The 16,361-nt window shown below is 61.4% G+C and carries 15 protein-coding genes; 13 read left to right on the top strand and 2 right to left on the bottom strand.

The genetic code is table 11. From position 1 onward, the window contains the following. The first annotated feature begins 68 nt into the window (after positions 1–68). Entirely contained in the window at positions 69–332 is a 264-nt protein-coding gene (locus BS630_RS24960; protein ID WP_003542853.1) for a DUF2312 domain-containing protein, read from the top strand. A 162-nt stretch (positions 333–494) separates the two neighbouring features. Here BS630_RS24960 and BS630_RS24955 read toward each other — a convergent pair whose 3' ends face one another. Together BS630_RS24955 and BS630_RS24950 are read right to left on the bottom strand one after the other, a co-directional pair. Next, on the bottom strand, positions 495–2,339 hold the full coding sequence (locus BS630_RS24955) for a peptidoglycan L,D-endopeptidase MepK (protein ID WP_077979521.1): 1,845 nt from the start codon (positions 2,337–2,339) through the stop codon (positions 495–497). 178 nt (positions 2,340–2,517) lie between these two features. Then, positions 2,518–4,065, bottom strand: coding sequence for a sigma-54-dependent transcriptional regulator (locus BS630_RS24950; RefSeq protein WP_017962060.1), 1,548 nt, complete (start codon positions 4,063–4,065; stop codon positions 2,518–2,520). A gap of 310 nt (positions 4,066–4,375) precedes the next feature. Between BS630_RS24950 and BS630_RS24940 the strand changes: the two genes are divergently transcribed. From BS630_RS24940 to BS630_RS24885, 12 genes are all read left to right on the top strand, one after another. After that, positions 4,376–6,232, top strand: a complete 1,857-nt coding sequence (locus BS630_RS24940) for a M3 family oligoendopeptidase (RefSeq protein ID WP_077979520.1) — start codon at positions 4,376–4,378, stop codon at positions 6,230–6,232. Between the two features lie 94 nt (positions 6,233–6,326). Continuing rightward, positions 6,327–7,487 carry an aminodeoxychorismate synthase component I gene (locus BS630_RS24935; protein WP_077979519.1) on the top strand — a complete coding sequence of 387 codons (1,161 nt, stop codon included), beginning with the start codon at positions 6,327–6,329 and terminating at the stop codon, positions 7,485–7,487. Then, the gene (locus BS630_RS24930; RefSeq protein ID WP_025395991.1) at positions 7,484–8,113 is read left to right on the top strand and encodes an aminotransferase class IV family protein; all 630 of its coding nucleotides are present in this window, start codon (positions 7,484–7,486) and stop codon (positions 8,111–8,113) included. The genes BS630_RS24935 and BS630_RS24930 overlap by 4 nt, the downstream gene beginning before the upstream one ends. Before the next feature lie 2 nt (positions 8,114–8,115). Further along, entirely contained in the window at positions 8,116–8,400 is a 285-nt protein-coding gene (locus BS630_RS24925) for a YciI family protein (protein WP_077979518.1), read from the top strand. Between the two features lie 17 nt (positions 8,401–8,417). Continuing rightward, a complete protein-coding gene (locus BS630_RS24920; RefSeq protein WP_025395993.1) occupies positions 8,418–8,783 on the top strand; it encodes a nuclear transport factor 2 family protein in 366 nt (121 codons plus the stop codon). A gap of 196 nt (positions 8,784–8,979) precedes the next feature. Continuing rightward, positions 8,980–10,431, top strand: coding sequence for a homospermidine synthase (locus BS630_RS24915; protein WP_077979517.1), 1,452 nt, complete (start codon positions 8,980–8,982; stop codon positions 10,429–10,431). Between the two features lie 171 nt (positions 10,432–10,602). Further along, positions 10,603–10,971, top strand: a complete 369-nt coding sequence (gene omp10 / locus BS630_RS24910) for an outer membrane lipoprotein Omp10 (protein ID WP_025395995.1) — start codon at positions 10,603–10,605, stop codon at positions 10,969–10,971. Between the two features lie 27 nt (positions 10,972–10,998). Then, positions 10,999–11,319, top strand: coding sequence for a hypothetical protein (locus BS630_RS24905; RefSeq protein ID WP_077979516.1), 321 nt, complete (start codon positions 10,999–11,001; stop codon positions 11,317–11,319). 174 nt (positions 11,320–11,493) lie between these two features. Further along, positions 11,494–13,494 carry a bifunctional metallophosphatase/5'-nucleotidase gene (locus BS630_RS24900; protein ID WP_077979515.1) on the top strand — a complete coding sequence of 667 codons (2,001 nt, stop codon included), beginning with the start codon at positions 11,494–11,496 and terminating at the stop codon, positions 13,492–13,494. 124 nt (positions 13,495–13,618) lie between these two features. Next, entirely contained in the window at positions 13,619–14,653 is a 1,035-nt protein-coding gene (gene hemH, locus BS630_RS24895) for a ferrochelatase (protein WP_077979661.1), read from the top strand. A 180-nt stretch (positions 14,654–14,833) separates the two neighbouring features. Further along, positions 14,834–15,874 carry an SPFH domain-containing protein gene (locus BS630_RS24890; protein ID WP_077979514.1) on the top strand — a complete coding sequence of 347 codons (1,041 nt, stop codon included), beginning with the start codon at positions 14,834–14,836 and terminating at the stop codon, positions 15,872–15,874. Between the two features lie 3 nt (positions 15,875–15,877). Then, complete coding sequence (locus BS630_RS24885; protein WP_077979513.1) at positions 15,878–16,333, top strand: NfeD family protein; 456 nt, start codon at positions 15,878–15,880, stop codon at positions 16,331–16,333. The last annotated feature ends 28 nt before the right edge of the window (positions 16,334–16,361 follow it).

Here is a 16,361-nt window from a genome sequence, read left to right as displayed (position 1 = left end):
GACCGTGGCGCCGCTTCGCGGCAGTCACTGGCATCCAAAATTGATCACCGAAAAATCAGGAGAACACGATGTCTGATGCTCATGGCGTCGCCCGCGATCAGCTTCGCGCTTTCATCGAGCGCATTGAACGGCTGGAAGAAGAAAAGAAGACCATCGCCGACGACATCAAGGACGTCTATGGCGAAGCCAAGGGAATGGGCTTCGATACCAAGATTCTGAAGAAGGTCGTGGCGCTGCGCAAGAAGGACGAGCAGGAACGCATGGAAGAGGAAGCAATCCTCGACACCTACCTGCTCGCGCTCGGCATGATCGAGTCGCCGCCGGAAGGCTGATCCTTCCGGCATATTACCGATGTCGACAAGCCGCCGGCCTCCCGGCGGCTTTTCTTTTGCGGTGGAAACAACTGCCTAAACAGCCAGCTTGCCGGATCGAAATAAAAAAGAAAAACCGCCGGATCGCTCCGGCGGTTTTCGACTTTTCCTCGATTGGCAGGCTCAGTTCGTGTTGAACTTGCGCACTTCCATGAAGTTCACAGCCGTGCCGCTGAAGCGGGCCGGGTCGACCGAAGCGGTCTTGACGTTGAAGCCCTCGGCATAGACGGCGATCGGCTGGGCACGCATCGTCTGGCTGACGAACCGCGGCGCCTTGACCTGCTTGGAGGCCATTTCGAGGCGGGCATTGGTGAGCGCCCACTGCGAGATCATCTTTTCCGTCAGCTTCGGTTCGGTGCGCACCGTTGTACGGCTGGCACCCGCTGCCGCGGCTTCCTTATGCGTCGGGCGACCACCCTTGGCAGGAAGCCCCTGCGCCACGGCGCTTTCGGCAGCCGGTTCGTCGAAGCCGTCGCCAAAGCTTGCCGATTTGGTCATCGGCGCCAATGCGGCGAGTTCGAGCGGCGGCTTTGCGGCAGGCGCCTTTTGCGTCATCGCGGCTTTGATCGCCTGCTCGACCGTCTGCGGCGGCGCATTCGACGCGATCTGGCTTTCCTCTTCGTTTCGCTGCTGGTCGAGCGCATCGGCAAGGGCAGGAGACAGCGCGTCCTGATCGGCTTCGTCGGCCTCTGCTTCCGGATCGGCATCGGCCGCGGCAAGAAGGTTCTCGGCAACCGCGGGGCGTTCGATCGGCGTCGGAACCGGCAGCGCATTCGCGCCCGTCAGCATGGGATCGGCCAATGCAACCTGGGCATCGCCAGGCACGCGGCGCTGGCCGAGAAGCGAGGGAACCGGAATGCTGTAGGCGCTGAGATCGGCGAATTGCTGCGGCTGGGCCTGATCGGCCGGAAGGGCCGCCGCAAGAGCCTGTTGTGCGGCATTACCCGAAGGCGGGGCGACGAGCGCGCTCGCCACTTCGCTGCCCGTCGGCTGGTTGCTGAATGCCGGGCGAACCTGCGGCACCGGCGCGTTCAGATCGGCGACTTCGGTCTGCTGCGGCTCGGCAGGAGCGGGCTCGGCCTTCGGCGGCGTCGCCTTGGCGACGGCGACAGGCGTGGAATCGTCCGACTCGTCTTCCTGCTCGTCCGCTCCGCCGCCAAAGAGCGCGGCAAACAGCGTCTTGTGCTTCGGCGCCGATTCGGAAGCGCTGGCGATCTGGATCTGCGGGCCGCTGCCGCGGCGCTTATAGTCGGCCATCGCTTGCTGGTAGCCCGGCAATGGCTTGCCATCGGCCGGAATATGGATGGTGTTGCCGTTGGGGAAAAGCCTGACGAGTTCGTCGCGGCTCATGCGCGGCCAGGCGCGAACGCCGCCGACATCCATATGCACGAAGGGCGAGCCCGATTTCGGATAGAAGCCGACGCCGCCGACCTGCATCTTCATGCCGATGGCGCGCAGCGTCGCCAGTTTGACGTCGGGAATGAAGAAATCCATCGCCTTGCCGAGCATATGCTGGCTCTTTTCGGCGACGCCGGATTTGCGCGAGCGGCCACGCAGCATCTCGTTGGTCCCCGGCGAACGGAAACCGCAGACGACGTTGATGTAATCCCTCGAACCGCTCTGGCGATAGACTTCCCAGATCAGGTCGAACAGGCGCGGGTCCATCTTCGTCGGCTGGTTCTTGCGCCAGTCGCGCAGGAAGCGGTTCAGCTGCTCCAGACCCTTGGGGTCGAACTTGCCGTTCCGCTTGTAGGTGATGACGGCTTTTTCGCCGGTATGAATGAAATAAAGCTTAAGGCTGCGGGTGTCGCCCGCTGCCTGCGAAGGCGTACCAACGAATACCGGTGAGGAAACCGCGAGCGCAAGAAGGGCGGCCGCTACCGTCCTTATTGCCTTTCCGCAAATGTCGGCGCACAACAAACGCCAGCTCAAGCGCGAAGGCTTGGAATTCCCATTCAGATTCGGCAACTCGATCCCCGTCAGACAGACAATGTCCCGTACTGTCTCAGATGACTGTCAAATGCGGTCACACGATGGCAAAAATGCCACACATGATCAACCTTTTCTTTACATAGTGAACGCGCCACTAACAAGTGGTTTATGACTAGTAACAAAACGTGGTTGCCTTAATCTTAATGAAAAGCGCTTAAGCCGCATCTTTCTGGGGATTGTCAGGATCTATGCCGTAGTCCTTGAGCTTGCGATAAAGTGTGGATCGGCCGATGCCGAGCTTGCGCGCCACTTGACTCATCTGCCCGCGGTAGAATTTGAGCGCGAATCGGATGAGCTCCTCCTCGACATCGGCAAGCCTACGCACGTCTCCGGCAGGATTGACGCTGGCGATGGCGTTTTCAGGGGCCTCGGACAGCCGGTGGTGGTGCACCTCGCCTGAGATCGACGCCCTGAAGTCCTCGCCATAGCCGCTGTCGGGATCGAGGCCGGTATTGTCGGCAACGAGCGCCAGGTGATCCACCACGTCATATTCCGGAAGCTGGGCGGCGATCTGCGGGAAATCCGCTTCGGTCAACTCCGGCCCTTCGGCCAAGACGACCGCGCGGAAGATCGCGTTTTCGAGCTGGCGGATGTTGCCCGGCCAGTCATAGGCCGTCAGCAAAGCCAGCGTGCCGGCATTCACCGTCATGCGGCGGCCGTTCTTCTGCTCGCTGGAGAAGCGGTCAGCAAAGACGCGCACCAGATGCGGAATGTCTTCCTTACGTTTGCGCAGCGCCGGAATGGTGATCGGGAAGACGTTGAGGCGATAATAGAGATCCTCGCGGAAATGGCCGTTCTTGACCTCCTCGATCAGATCCTTGTTGGTCGCCGAGATCAGTCGGACATTGACCTTGTGCGCGGTGCGCGCACCGACGGTCTCGATCTCGCCCTGCTGCACGGCACGCAGAAGCTTCACCTGCACCTCAAGCGGCAGGTCACCGATCTCGTCGAGAAAGATGGTGCCGCCATCGGCTTCCATGAATTTGCCGATATGGCGCTCGGTCGCGCCGGTAAACGCGCCCTTCTCGTGACCGAAGAGAATGCTTTCGACCAGATTATGCGGGATTGCCCCGCAATTGACCGTGACGAAGGGCTTGTTCGAGCGGTCGCCGCCGGACTGGATGGCGCGCGCCACCAGCTCCTTGCCGACGCCGGATTCGCCTTCGAGCACGACGGGAATGTTGGACTGAGCCGCCCGCTGGGCGAGATCGATGACACGGAGCATCGCCGGGCTTGCCGAGACGATGTCGTCGAAACCGACCGAGCCTGAGCGCGACCGGCGTCCGGCCCGCGCCTTCACCTCGCGCTGGTCGAGCTTCATCGCGTTCGAGATGGAAGTGGCGATGCGTTCGGGCGAGACCGGCTTGACGACGAAATCGAAGGCGCCGGCGCGCATCGCCTGCACCACCGTTTCGATGCCGCCCTGCCCCGTCTGCACGATGACGGGGATCTGCGTGCCGAATTCGTGAAGCGCATCGAGGAATTCGAGGCCGGTCATCTCCGGCATCATCAAGTCGAGCACGATGACGTTGAAAAGGCCGCTGTCGCGTTTGACCATTTCCAGGCCGATGCGGCCGTTTTCCGCCTGGTGCACGACATGGCCGTGACGCTCGATTGCGTTCTTGAGCAGGCGGCGCTGCACGGGGTCGTCTTCGACCACGAGGATCTGCCCTGCTCCCTTGAGCTCATTGTAACCGGTCATTGTCGCCTCACTTCATGCGAAACCATAAAGCGCACTCTGACAGCAAGGCTTGAACATCCAGTTTTGAGAAACAATTGCATTTTAACGATTGCCACGCGTCGTTTTCGTGCCGAAGCGAGGCCTTTCATGCGCCGAAAGCCCCTTGATGCCGGACCTTCCCGCGCTTACAGCGCCGCCGTCTTTTCAGACGCGCAAAGGACGCTGTAACACTTTGAACCTACGCATCGTGCTTTCCGAAAATCGATTCCGATTTTCGGGCCGATGCGGTAGACAATCAGACCTGTTATGAAAGTGGAGAGGAATTGCGCCCATGAAAATCAAGCTCCCGCACGCCGGCCTTCTTTTATCGGCAGCAGCGCCAGCCGGAGCCGCCGACCCGGCGCTCGGCGAGCTGCCGGTCTGGAAGCTGCAGGATCTTTATCCCTCCGCCACCTCCACCGCCTTCGTCGCCGACATGGAAAAGGCCGGCAAGGCAGCGATCGCCTTTGAAGAAAAGTGGAAGGGCACACTCACTGAGGCGGCGGCGAAGACCGGCGCTGAGGGCATCGGCGCGGCGCTGAAGGAATATGAGGCGCTAGACGACATCATCGGCCGTCTCGGCTCCTTCGCCGGCCTCACTTATTTCTCCGACACCACCAATCCGACAAACGGCAAGCTCTACGGCGACGTACAGACCAAGATCACCGAATTTTCCGGCCATCTCCTGTTCTTTGCGCTGGAACTGAACCGCATCGACGACGCGGTGCTCGACGCCTGCATGGCGAATGATCCCGCCGCCGGACATTATCGCCCTTGGCTGCTCGACCTCCGGAAGGACAAGCCCTATCAGCTCGACGACAAGTTGGAACAGCTATTCCTCGAGAAGTCGATGACATCGGCCGCGGCCTTCAACCGCCTCTTCGACGAAACCATGGCGGAACTTCGCTACGACATCGATGGCGAGAAAGTGCCGCTCGAAGTCGCGCTGAACAAGCTGCAGGAAAAGGATCCGGAAGTGCGCCGCAAGGCAGCCATGGCGCTCGCCGAAACCTTCAAGGCGAATATCCGCACCTTCACGCTGATCACCAACACGCTTGCCAAGGATAAGGAGATCGCCGACCGCTGGCGCGGCTTCGAAGACATCGCCGACAGCCGCCACCTGGCAAACCGCGTCGAGCGCGAGGTCGTCGATGCGCTGGCCGCAGCCGTCCGCGAAGCCTATCCCCGCCTTTCGCATCGCTATTACAAGATGAAGGCGAAATGGCTCGGCATGGAGCAGATGAATTTCTGGGACCGCAACGCGCCGCTTCCGGAAACCTCCAGCGCCATCATCTCCTGGCCGGAGGCGAAGGACACTGTGCTTTCGGCCTATGGCAATTTTGCCCCGGAGATGGCTGCTATCGCCAGGCGGTTCTTCGACGAACAGTGGATCGATGCTCCGGTTCGTGTCGGCAAGGCGCCAGGTGCCTTCGCCCATCCGACGGTTCCCTCGGCCCATCCCTATGTGCTCGTCAATTATATGGGCAAGCCGCGCGATGTAATGACGCTTGCCCATGAACTCGGGCACGGCGTGCATCAGGTTCTCGCCGGTGCGCAAGGGGCACTGATGTGCCAGACGCCGCTGACGCTTGCCGAAACCGCCTCCGTCTTCGGCGAGATGCTGACCTTCCGCGCGCTTCTGCAAAAGACCACCGATACGCGCGAGCGCAAGGCGATGCTCGCCCAGAAGGTCGAGGACATGATCAACACGGTCGTGCGCCAGATCGCCTTCTACGAATTCGAGCGCAAGCTGCACACCGCCCGCAAGGCTGGCGAACTCACAGCTGACGACATCGGCGAACTCTGGCTCTCCGTCCAGTCGGAAAGCCTTGGGCCGGCGATCAGCATTTCCGAGGGATACGAGACCTACTGGGCCTATATTCCTCACTTTATTCACTCGCCCTTCTATGTCTACGCCTATGCCTTCGGCGATTGCCTGGTGAATTCCCTCTATGCCGTCTACCAGAAGGCGGAGAAGGGCTTTCAGGAGAAGTATTTCGAACTGCTGAGGGCTGGCGGCACCAAGCATCACTCGGAACTGCTGAAGCCTTTCGGCCTCGACGCCACCGATCCGTCGTTCTGGAGCCAGGGCCTGGCGATGATCGAAGGGCTGATCGACGAACTGGAAGCGTTGGATAGAGCGGCCTGATCAGCCCTGTCCCCACGCTAAACCTCTTCCCGCAAGCGGGAAGAGGCGCCAGCAGGCGGACGAGGGATCGCGCTCCAAGAAAAAGACGCCGCCGATGGCCGAAACCCAACCCACTATTCTCTTCCGCGACGACGTGACCGGACAGGTGATGCTCTTTGCCGAACCGGCCGAGATCATCGTTGCCAGGACGCGCGCCGAGTTCTTTGCAGGCCTTGCCCGGATGGAGCAGGCCAAGGCAGCAGGCAAATGGCTTGCCGGCTACATGGCCTATGAGGCCGGATACCTCTTCGAGGAAAAACTTGCTCCCTTCGCCGGGGAACATCGCGAGACCCCACTCATCTGTTTCGGCGTGTTCGACGCTCCGCAGGCCGATACGCATCCGTTTGCCCAGCCAAAACAGCGCCTCGAAAACGAGGAATTCCTCACTGCTCCGAAAGCTGCCTGGGATTTCCCTATATATAAAGAGCGCTTCGACCGTCTTCACCGGCACCTGCGGCTCGGGGACGCCTATCAGGCAAATCTCACCATGCCGGTCGAGGCTCGCTGGAACGGCGATCCTCGTGCCGCCTTCTGGTCACTGATCGAACGCCAGCCGGTCAAATATGGCGCGCTGGCCGATCTCGGCGGCCCGATCGTCCTTTCGCGGTCGCCCGAACTTTTCTTCCGCACCGATGAAGAGGGCTGGATCGAGACCCATCCGATGAAGGGCACGGCAAAACGCGGCACGACGGCCGCCGAGGATGCCGAAATCATCGAGGCGATGCGCCACGATATCAAGACGCAGGCGGAAAACCGCATGATCGTCGATCTCCTGCGCAACGATATCTCCCGCATCACCGAGGTCGGGACACTCGACGTCCCGAAGCTCTTCGACATCGAGACCTATCCGACCGTCCACCAGATGGTGAGCCATGTCCAGGCAAGGCTCCGCCCCGATCTTTCGATCCGCGACATCTTCTCCGCGCTCTTTCCCTGCGGTTCGATCACCGGCGCGCCGAAGATTCGGGCAATGGAAATCCTCCGCGCGCTCGAGGATGTCCCGCGCGACGCCTATTGCGGCGCGATCGGCATGATCTCGCCCACCGGCGCCATGCGTTTTTCCGTCGCCATCCGCACGATCACGCTTTTTCAGAGCGGCAGGGCCGTCTTCAATGTCGGCGGCGGCATCGTCTTCGATTCGACCGCCGAGGCCGAATATGAGGAATGCCTGCTCAAGGCCCGCTTCGCTGTCGGCGACCAATGGATTGCGCGATGATCGATTTTTCGCTGATCGAGACGTTGCGCTGGCAGCCCGGCGAAGGCTTCATCCGGCTGCGGCTGCATCTCGCCCGGCTTTCGCGCTCCGCCCGTCGGCTCGGCTTCCCGCAACCGACGGAGGCAGCGGCCAAGCTCGACGAAGCCGTTACAGGTGCTGCCGGTCCGCTGCGCGTCCGCCTGACCTTCGACGCGCTAGGCCACATCGAGGTGACGAGCGCCGCCTTTGTTCCGCTCGCACCGGACACGGTCTGGACCGTCCGCCTCGCCGAATCCCGTCTCGATTCTGCTGATAGGTTGCTGCGTGTTAAAACCACGCGCCGCGCCATCTACGAGACCGCACGCGCCGAATACACGCCAGCCGAGGCCGATGAAGTTATCCTTTTGAACGAGCGCGGCGAAGTCTGTGAAGGCACCATCACCTCGATCTTCCTGGACGACGGAACCGGTATCCTGCGCACCCCGCCGATTTCCTGCGGCCTGCTCGCCGGCGTGCTGCGCACCGAGTTCATCTGCCGGCGTCAGGCCCGCGTCGGCCGTATCACGCTTGCCGATCTCGATGCCGGCACGCTTTATATCGGCAATTCGCTGCGCGGCCTGATCCGCGCAAATCTCGTCAGGAGCTGACCGTGTACATTCTCTCCCTCACCTATGTGAAACCCAACGATGAAGCCGACAGGCACATGGAGCCGCACATGGCCTGGGTGAAGGAGGGTTATGCCAAGGGTTGGTTCCTCGCCTCAGGCCGCAAGGTGCCGCGCACCGGCGGCGTCATCCTCGCAATCGGCGAGCGCGCCGCAATCGAGGCCTATATCGCCGCCGATCCCTTCACCATCCACGGCATCGCCGAATACGACATCACCGAGCTTGCCGTAACGACGACGGCCGAAGGACTGGAAATCCTGAAGCACTGAATTTGCGGGAGCAAATCGTGCATGATCTCGCAGCTCATCTGAAAGAGCTCGAAGAAAAACTCTTCGACCCGTCCGTTCGCGCCTCGCGGGAGATGCTGACGACACTGCTCTCGCGCGATTTCCGTGAAATCGGCAGTTCCGGACGGCTCTATACCTTCGACGTCATTGTGCCCAGTCTTTTGGCCGAACAACGGACGGGAACGTCCCGCGGCGAGCATTTCGAAACCCAAAGACTTGCGGAGCACATCGCGCTCGTCACCTACCGCGCCATTTACACAGACACCGACGGAAGCGAAAGGCGAACGCTGCGCAGTTCCATCTGGCGGCTGGAAGAGGACGGGCACTGGCGCATGCTCTTCCACCAGGGAACCGTCATCGGTTAAGCCAATCCATCGAGCTGCCGATCCCCAGGACGGTTTCGCCCGCCCCTATCGCCACCCGATATTTGGCCTTTCCCCGTCAACGCTCTTTATTGTGACGCCGTTTTATGGTTAGAGCCGGTCACCTCGCACTCTCTGCGGCAATTTCAAAACAATTCTTCGGGCTGAACGCCTTCGTCGCCTTCCACAGGAGAAAAGAATGACGGAACAGAATTATCCGGTATATGCCGAAATTACCGGTCCGATCGTAATGATCGGCTTTGGCTCCATCGGCCGCGGCACCCTGCCCCTGATCGAGCGCCATTTCAAGTTCGACAAGAGCCGGATGGTCGTCATCGACCCTCGTGAAGAGCCCTCCGACATGGAGATCCTGAAGAAGCACGGCGTTCGCCATATCAAGGAACATGTCACCAAGGACAATTACAAGGAACTGCTGAAGCCGCTGCTGACGGAGGGCGAAGGTCAGGGCTTCTGCGTCAACCTCTCGGTCGACACCTCCTCGCTCGACATCATCAAGCTCTGCCGCAAACTCGACGTTCCCTATATCGACACCGTCGTCGAGCCCTGGCTCGGCTTCTATTTCGACAAGGGCATGAGCAATGCCGACCGCACGAACTATGCGCTGCGCGAAACCATGCGCAAGGAAAAGGCGAAGAACCCGGGCGGCGCCACCGCCGTGTCCACCTGCGGCGCCAATCCGGGCATGGTCTCCTGGTTCGTCAAGCAGGCACTCGTCAACCTCGCCAACGACATCGGCCTCAAATTCGAGGAGCCGGACCAGCACGATCGCGAAGGCTGGGCAAAGCTGATGAAGAAGGTCGGCGTCAAGGGCATTCACATCGCCGAGCGCGACACCCAGCGCACCAAGCATCCGAAGCCGCTCAACGTCTTCTGGAACACCTGGTCCGTCGAAGGCTTCATCTCTGAAGGCCTGCAGCCGGCCGAACTCGGCTGGGGCACGCATGAAGAGTGGATGCCGAAAAACGCCAAGAAGCACAAGAAGGGCAACAAGGCGGCGATCTATCTGGAGCAGCCGGGCGCCAACACCCGCGTGCGCACCTGGTGCCCGACGCCCGGCCCGCAATATGGCTTCCTCGTCACCCACAACGAGTCGATCTCGATCGCCGACTTTTTCACGGTCCGCGACAAGGACGGCGAAGTGACCTTCCGCCCGACCTGCCACTATGCCTACCATCCGGCCAACGACGCCGTGCTCTCGCTGCACGAGATGTTCGGCAATGGCGGTACGCCGCAGCCCGTCCATCACGTTCTCGACGAGGACGAATTGGAGGACGGCATCGACGAACTCGGCGTCCTGCTCTACGGCCACGAGAAGAATGCCTACTGGTATGGCTCGCGCCTGTCGCTGGAAGAAACTCGCCGCATCGCGCCCTACCAGAACGCCACCGGCCTGCAGGTGACCTCCGCCGTGCTCGCTGGCATGGTCTGGGCGCTCGAAAACCCGAATGCCGGCATCGTCGAAGCCGACGAGATCGATTACAAGCGCTGCCTTGAAGTGCAGATGCCCTATCTCGGCCCGGTCGAGGGCCACTACACCGACTGGACCCCGCTCGACGGCCGTCCGGGCCTCTTCCCCGAGGATATCGACACCAAGGATCCCTGGCAGTTCAGGAACATTCTCGTTCGCTGAGATTGTCTGCACGGCTTTGACAATGCCCGCCGCAAGGCGGGCATTTTTGTAACGCCGGCTGTCTAAATGCCGCTCGCCGCCTCACCAAGGCTTGCCTTCACGCCGGGCGCGCGCCATGTTTTGCCCGAACTTGGCGGCTGTCCGCCGCGCCGATTCGCCGGGAGAAGCCTTATGAAAATTAGAACTGGTCTCGTTCTTGTCGGTGCAGCGGCCGCTCTTGCCGCCTGCGTTTCATCGGAGCCGCGTCGTTTGCCGGTTGCAACCTCGCCCGCCGCCACCGGTGTCGAAGGCAACTGGAGCGATCCGAACGGCATCGTTTCCACCTTCCAAGGCGGTACTTTCACCACCCGCACGACCGACAGCAACCAGCTTCTTGCCTCGGGCACCTATATCAATACATCACCGACCCTGGTGGAGATCAACATGACCTCGCTGGTGCGCAAGACGCAGTCCAAGGTCAATTGCGCCCTCGTCAACCCGAGCCAGCTCAATTGCACCTCCGATTCCGGAGCACAATTCACGCTTTCCCGCCGCGGCTGAAAGATTCGGCGATAGGCTAAGCACGCCATGCAGGCCGTCGCCGGTTACCTCGTCCTGCTGCTCGCCATGCCGCTTGCGGCGCTTGCGATCGTTTCGCCGGCCAACGAATATCGTGCCCAGGGCATCGCCGCTCCCGATTGCGACGGACCGCTGCAGGTGCTGAGCTTCGCCCTACCAGCAATCCTGATCTATGCTGCAGGCGCGCTCCTTGTCTATCGGGCCGGCCGGCGCTTTCATCGCCTCGTTTCCCTTCTCTGCTTGATCATCGCGCTCGCGACGGTCCCGAATATTGCAGAGGCCGTGCACGAACTCTATCGAAACGCCACGGACGGCGAATGCCGGGGATAAGCAGCCCGGCTTTTTTGCCCCGCCCCCTTGGAAAGCGCCTCGCCTGGCCCAGCTTTCTCTTGCGGTCGTGCATCGTCTGATGGAACATCCGCAGGCCGGGAAACCGCCCCGGCGCATGATGAAAGGGATCGGCGAGGATCAGGGGGATCTTTCGCCTCAATCAGGAGAACAGGGATGACGAAGTCTTTCAGCTTCGGTCTTTTGACCGCGTCCATGCTGGCGCTGAGCGCGGGCGCCGCCTTTGCGGATTACGAACTCAATATTCTTCATATCAACGATTTCCATTCACGCATCGAATCGATCAACAAATTCGACTCCACCTGCTCGGCCGAGGAGGAAGGCAAAAAGGAATGCTTCGGTGGTGCTGCCCGCCTGAAGACCGCGATCGACCAGCGCCGTCAGGCGCTATCCGGCAAGAACGTCGTCCTCCTCAATGCCGGCGACAATTTCCAGGGCTCGCTCTTCTACACGACCTACAAGGGGGCCGCCGAAGCCGAATTCCTGAACCTGATGAAGTTCGACGCCATGACCGTCGGCAACCATGAATTCGACGACAGCGAGGACGGGCTTGCGACCTTCCTCGATAAGGTGCAGTTCCCTGTCGTGACGGCGAACGTCAAGGCGACAGCCGCCTCCAAGCTCGGCGACCGCATCAAGCCGTCGCTGGTGCTCGATGTCGGCGGCCAGAAGATCGGCATCGTCGGAGCCGTCACCAATGATACGGCAGAGCTTTCCTCCCCCGGCCCAAACGTCACGATCGCCGATGACGTTGAGACCATCACAGCGGCCGTTCAGGATCTGAAGGGCCAGGGCGTCAACAAGATCATCGCGCTGACCCATGTCGGTTACCCCCGCGATCTCGCTCTGATTGCCAAGATCCCGGATGTCGACGTCGTGGTCGGCGGCCATTCCCACAGCCTGCTCTCCAACACAGATCCGAAGGCCGAAGGCCCCTACCCGACGATGGTCGACAATCCCGGCGGCTACAAAGTGCCGGTCGTCCAGGCTGCCTCCTACAGCAAGTATCTCGGCGATCTCGTCGTCAATTTCGACGATAGTGGCGTGGTCAAGGATGCCAAGGGCGATCCGATCCTGATCGATTCCAGCTTCACGCCCGATCCCGCCCTCATTACCCGCATTGCCGAACTGGCAAAGCCGATCGAGGAACTGCGCAAGAAGGTGATCGGCTCCTCCGAAAGCCCGATCGAAGGCGACCGCAAGGTCTGCCGCGTCAAGGAATGCTCGATGGGCAATCTGGTGGCCGACGCCATGCTCGATCGCACCAAGAACCAGGGCGTCACCATCGCCGTTCAGAACGGCGGCGGCCTACGCGCTTCGATCGACGGCGGCGAGATCACCCAGGGCGAGGTCATCACCGTCCTGCCTTTCCAGAACACGCTCGCTACGTTTGAGCTGACCGGCGCAGACATCGTCAAGGCGCTCGAAAACGGCGTCAGCCAGATCGACCAGGGCGCCGGCCGCTTCCCGCAAGTCGCCGGCCTGAAGTTCTCGTTCGACCAGTCGAAGCCCGTCGGCAGCCGCGTCGGCGATGTCCAGGTGAAGGAGGGCGACAACTTCGCTCCGATCGATCCGGCCAAGACCTACAAGGTCGCCACCAACAACTTCATGCGGGGCGGCGGCGATGGCTATTCGATCTTCAAGGACGGCAAGAACGCCTATGATTTCGGTCCAGACCTTGCCGACGTGACCGCCGAATATGTCGCAGCACATTCGCCCTACAAGCCCTACACGGACGGCCGCGTCACCGAACTGGCGCAGGCAGCGCCTGCTCCCTCCGCTTCCGAGCCAGCGCCTGCTGCACCCGTTGCTCCCGCTCCGTCTGCAGAGCCGGCTCCGGCCCCTGCAGCTCCGGCCCCTGCAGCTCCAGGCCCATCTGCAGAGCCCAGCCCGACTCCGGCAGCACCTGCCCCATCCGCAGAACCGGCTCCGGCACCCGCCACACCGGCGCCTTCGACCGAGCCCGCACCGGCTCCGGCAACGTCAGCACCTGCAACACCATCGACCCATGTCATCGTTGCCGGCGATACGTTCTGGGATCTTGCCGTGACCTTCTACGGCGACGGCACGCTGTGGCGGAAACTTTCGGAGGCCAATGGCAGCCCGAACCCGCGTCATCTGACGGTCGGCAAGGAGATCGAGGTCCCCGCCAAGTAAGACGATTTGTCTCGATGCCACTGGCCGGTCCGGGGTTTTCCGGGCCGGCTTTTCTTTCTATAGGGTGAACCACGATCTCCGGGCTGCGTATGAGCCGATGGGACAAATGAACGTTGGGGTCAAAATGACAGCAGATATTTCACTCCGCCCGGCCGACCATCCGGCCGTCAAATTTGGTAAGGTGGGTGTGCTGCTGGTCAATCTCGGTACGCCTGACGGCACCGATTATACCTCGATGCGCCGCTACCTCAGGGAATTCCTGACCGATCGCCGCGTCATCGAATGGTCGCCCTGGAAGTGGTATCCGATCCTGTTCGGCATCGTGCTCAACACCCGCCCGCAGAAGGTCGGCAAGGCCTATGAGCTGATCTGGAACAAGGAGCAGAACGAAAGTTATCTGCGCACCTACACCCGCAACCAGTCGGAACTGATGGCCGAGCGCCTGAAGGATCTTGATAACGTCAAGGTCGATTGGGCGATGCGCTATGGCACGCCGTCGATCGCCTCGCGCATCGACGCGCTGAAAGAACAGGGCTGCGACCGTATCGTGCTCTTCCCGCTCTATCCGCAATATGCGGCGGCGACGACCGCCACCGTCAACGACAAGGCCTTCCAGAAGCTGCTCTCGATGCGCTGGCAGCCGGCGCTGCGCACCGTTCCCGCCTATCATGACGACGAGACCTATATCGAGGCGCTCGCCGCGTCGGTCGACAGGCATCTTTCGACCCTCGATTGGAAGCCGGAGATGTTGCTCGCTTCCTTCCACGGCATTCCGATGTCCTATTTCAAGCAGGGCGATCCCTATTACTGTCAATGCCAGAAGACCGGCCGGCTGCTGCGCGAGCGGCTCGGGCTCACCAAGGAAAACTTCATGGTCACCTTCCAGTCCCGCTTCGGGCCGGAGGAATGGCTGCAGCCCTATACCGACAAGACGGTGGAGAAGCTCTCCAAGGACGGCATCAAGCGCATCGCCATCATCAATCCCGGCTTCGTCTCCGACTGTCTGGAGACGCTGGAGGAGATCGCCGAACAGGCCGCCCATTCCTTCCACGAGAATGGCGGCGAGAAATTCGCGCATATTCCCTGCCTCAACGACGGCGAGGACGGCATGAAGGTGCTGGAAAAGGTCGTCCGCCGCGAATTGCAGGGCTGGGTCTGAGAAACTTTTTCAGAAAGCAGCGCCGCACGGATAGCTGGCGAAGACCCGAATAACCCAACCGGGACGAAACCTCCGTCTCACACGGATGTGTGGCATCCGTGTGGCATTTCTTCCTCGCAAAGAACATGCTACCCCACCACATCAGTGTATGGGCGCATGCGCCGATAGGAGGAATTTTTCATGTTGTTCGGCGGCTTCGACATCGTCGTGATCGTGCTGGTCATCTTCGTCATCCTGGTGCTCTTTGCCGGGATCAAGACCGTGCCGCAGGGCTACCGCTATACGATCGAGCGCTTCGGGCGTTATACCCGCACGCTGGAGCCCGGCCTCAACCTCATCACCCCCTTCATCGAGCGCGTCGGCGCCAAGTTGAATGTGATGGAGCAGGTGCTGAACGTGCCGACCCAGGAGGTAATCACCAGGGACAACGCCTCGGTTTCGGCCGATGCCGTCTCCTTCTATCAGGTGCTAAACGCCGCCCAGGCCGCTTATCAGGTCGCCAACCTCGAAAATGCCATCCTCAATCTGACCATGACCAACATCCGCTCGGTCATGGGTTCGATGGATCTCGACGAACTGCTCTCCAACCGCGATGCGATCAACGACCGGCTGCTGCGCGTCGTCGACGAGGCCGTGCATCCCTGGGGCATCAAGGTCACACGCGTCGAGATCAAGGACATTCAGCCGCCACGCGACCTCGTCGATGCGATGGCCCGCCAGATGAAGGCCGAGCGCGAGAAACGCGCCCAGGTGCTGGAAGCCGAAGGTTCGCGCAACGCACAAATTCTGAGGGCCGAAGGCGCCAAGCAATCCGCCATCCTGCAGGCCGAAGGCCAGCGCGAAGCCGCCTTCCGCAACGCCGAAGCCCGCGAACGCCTGGCCGAGGCCGAAGCCAAGGCGACGAAGATGGTCTCTGAAGCGATCGCCGCCGGCGACATTCAGGCGATCAACTATTTCATCGCCCAGAAATATACCGAGGCGCTCACCTCGATCGGTTCGGCGCCCAATTCCAAGATCGTGATGATGCCGATGGAAGCCTCTTCCATCCTGAGCTCGCTCGGTGGTATCGGCGCCATTGCTCGCGAAGTCTTCGGCGATGCCGGCAACAGCCCGTCAACGCCACTGCCGGTACCGCCGCGTCCGCGTCCCGCTCCGGCGCGCTCGACGCCGCCGATCAATCCATCGACCCCCAATCCTTTTAATCCCGAGCAGGAGCGCTAAGCCATGCTGGCGAAGATCGTCGCCGAACTCGGTCCGTGGAGCTGGTGGGTCGCGGGCCTCGTGCTGCTCGCCGCGGAAATGATCGTTCCCGGTTTCTTCCTGGTCTGGATCGGCCTTGCCGCCTTGATCGTCGGCGCGCTGTCGCTGCTCTTCTGGGATAGCGCTTTCTGGGTCTGGGAGTTGCAGGCGATCCTTTTTGCGCTTCTCGCCGTTGCCACGACCTTCGCCGGCCGCCGGCTGACGCTGCGCAACGCCACAACCGACGAACCCTTCCTCAATCAGCGCGGCGCCAGCCTCGTCGGCCGCACGGCGACGCTGCACGAACCGATCCGCGAAGGCCGCGGCCGCATCCGCCTCGACGATACACTATGGCAGGTGATGGGACCCGACCTGCCCGCCGGAACGCAGGTGAAGGTAGTGTCGAGCAACGGCCGCGACCTGACGGTGGAGCCGGTCTGATCAAATAACTCCGATCAAAAGAACCTGA

The organism is Rhizobium laguerreae, assembly GCF_002008165.1.
Lineage (GTDB): Bacteria > Pseudomonadota > Alphaproteobacteria > Rhizobiales > Rhizobiaceae > Rhizobium > Rhizobium laguerreae.
The sequence above is the reverse complement of the archived record's forward strand: the minus strand, read 5'-3'. Positions and strand labels throughout refer to the sequence as shown.

Bases quoted from the DNA above. Each gene is read 5' to 3' on its own strand.
- omp10 (WP_025395995.1), top strand. From the start codon at position 10,603: ATGAAAATTAGAACTGGTCTCGTTCTTGTCGGTGCAGCGGCCGCTCTT.
- BS630_RS24950 (WP_017962060.1), bottom strand. From the start codon at position 4,065: ATGACCGGTTACAATGAGCTCAAGGGAGCAGGGCAGATCCTCGTGGTC.
- BS630_RS24890 (WP_077979514.1), top strand. From the start codon at position 14,834: ATGTTGTTCGGCGGCTTCGACATCGTCGTGATCGTGCTGGTCATCTTC.
- hemH (WP_077979661.1), top strand. From the start codon at position 13,619: ATGACAGCAGATATTTCACTCCGCCCGGCCGACCATCCGGCCGTCAAA.
- BS630_RS24940 (WP_077979520.1), top strand. From the start codon at position 4,376: ATGAAAATCAAGCTCCCGCACGCCGGCCTTCTTTTATCGGCAGCAGCG.
- BS630_RS24900 (WP_077979515.1), top strand. From the start codon at position 11,494: ATGACGAAGTCTTTCAGCTTCGGTCTTTTGACCGCGTCCATGCTGGCG.
- BS630_RS24935 (WP_077979519.1), top strand. From the start codon at position 6,327: ATGGCCGAAACCCAACCCACTATTCTCTTCCGCGACGACGTGACCGGA.
- BS630_RS24930 (WP_025395991.1), top strand. From the start codon at position 7,484: ATGATCGATTTTTCGCTGATCGAGACGTTGCGCTGGCAGCCCGGCGAA.
- BS630_RS24960 (WP_003542853.1), top strand. From the start codon at position 69: ATGTCTGATGCTCATGGCGTCGCCCGCGATCAGCTTCGCGCTTTCATC.
- BS630_RS24885 (WP_077979513.1), top strand. From the start codon at position 15,878: ATGCTGGCGAAGATCGTCGCCGAACTCGGTCCGTGGAGCTGGTGGGTC.
- BS630_RS24905 (WP_077979516.1), top strand. From the start codon at position 10,999: ATGCAGGCCGTCGCCGGTTACCTCGTCCTGCTGCTCGCCATGCCGCTT.
- BS630_RS24915 (WP_077979517.1), top strand. From the start codon at position 8,980: ATGACGGAACAGAATTATCCGGTATATGCCGAAATTACCGGTCCGATC.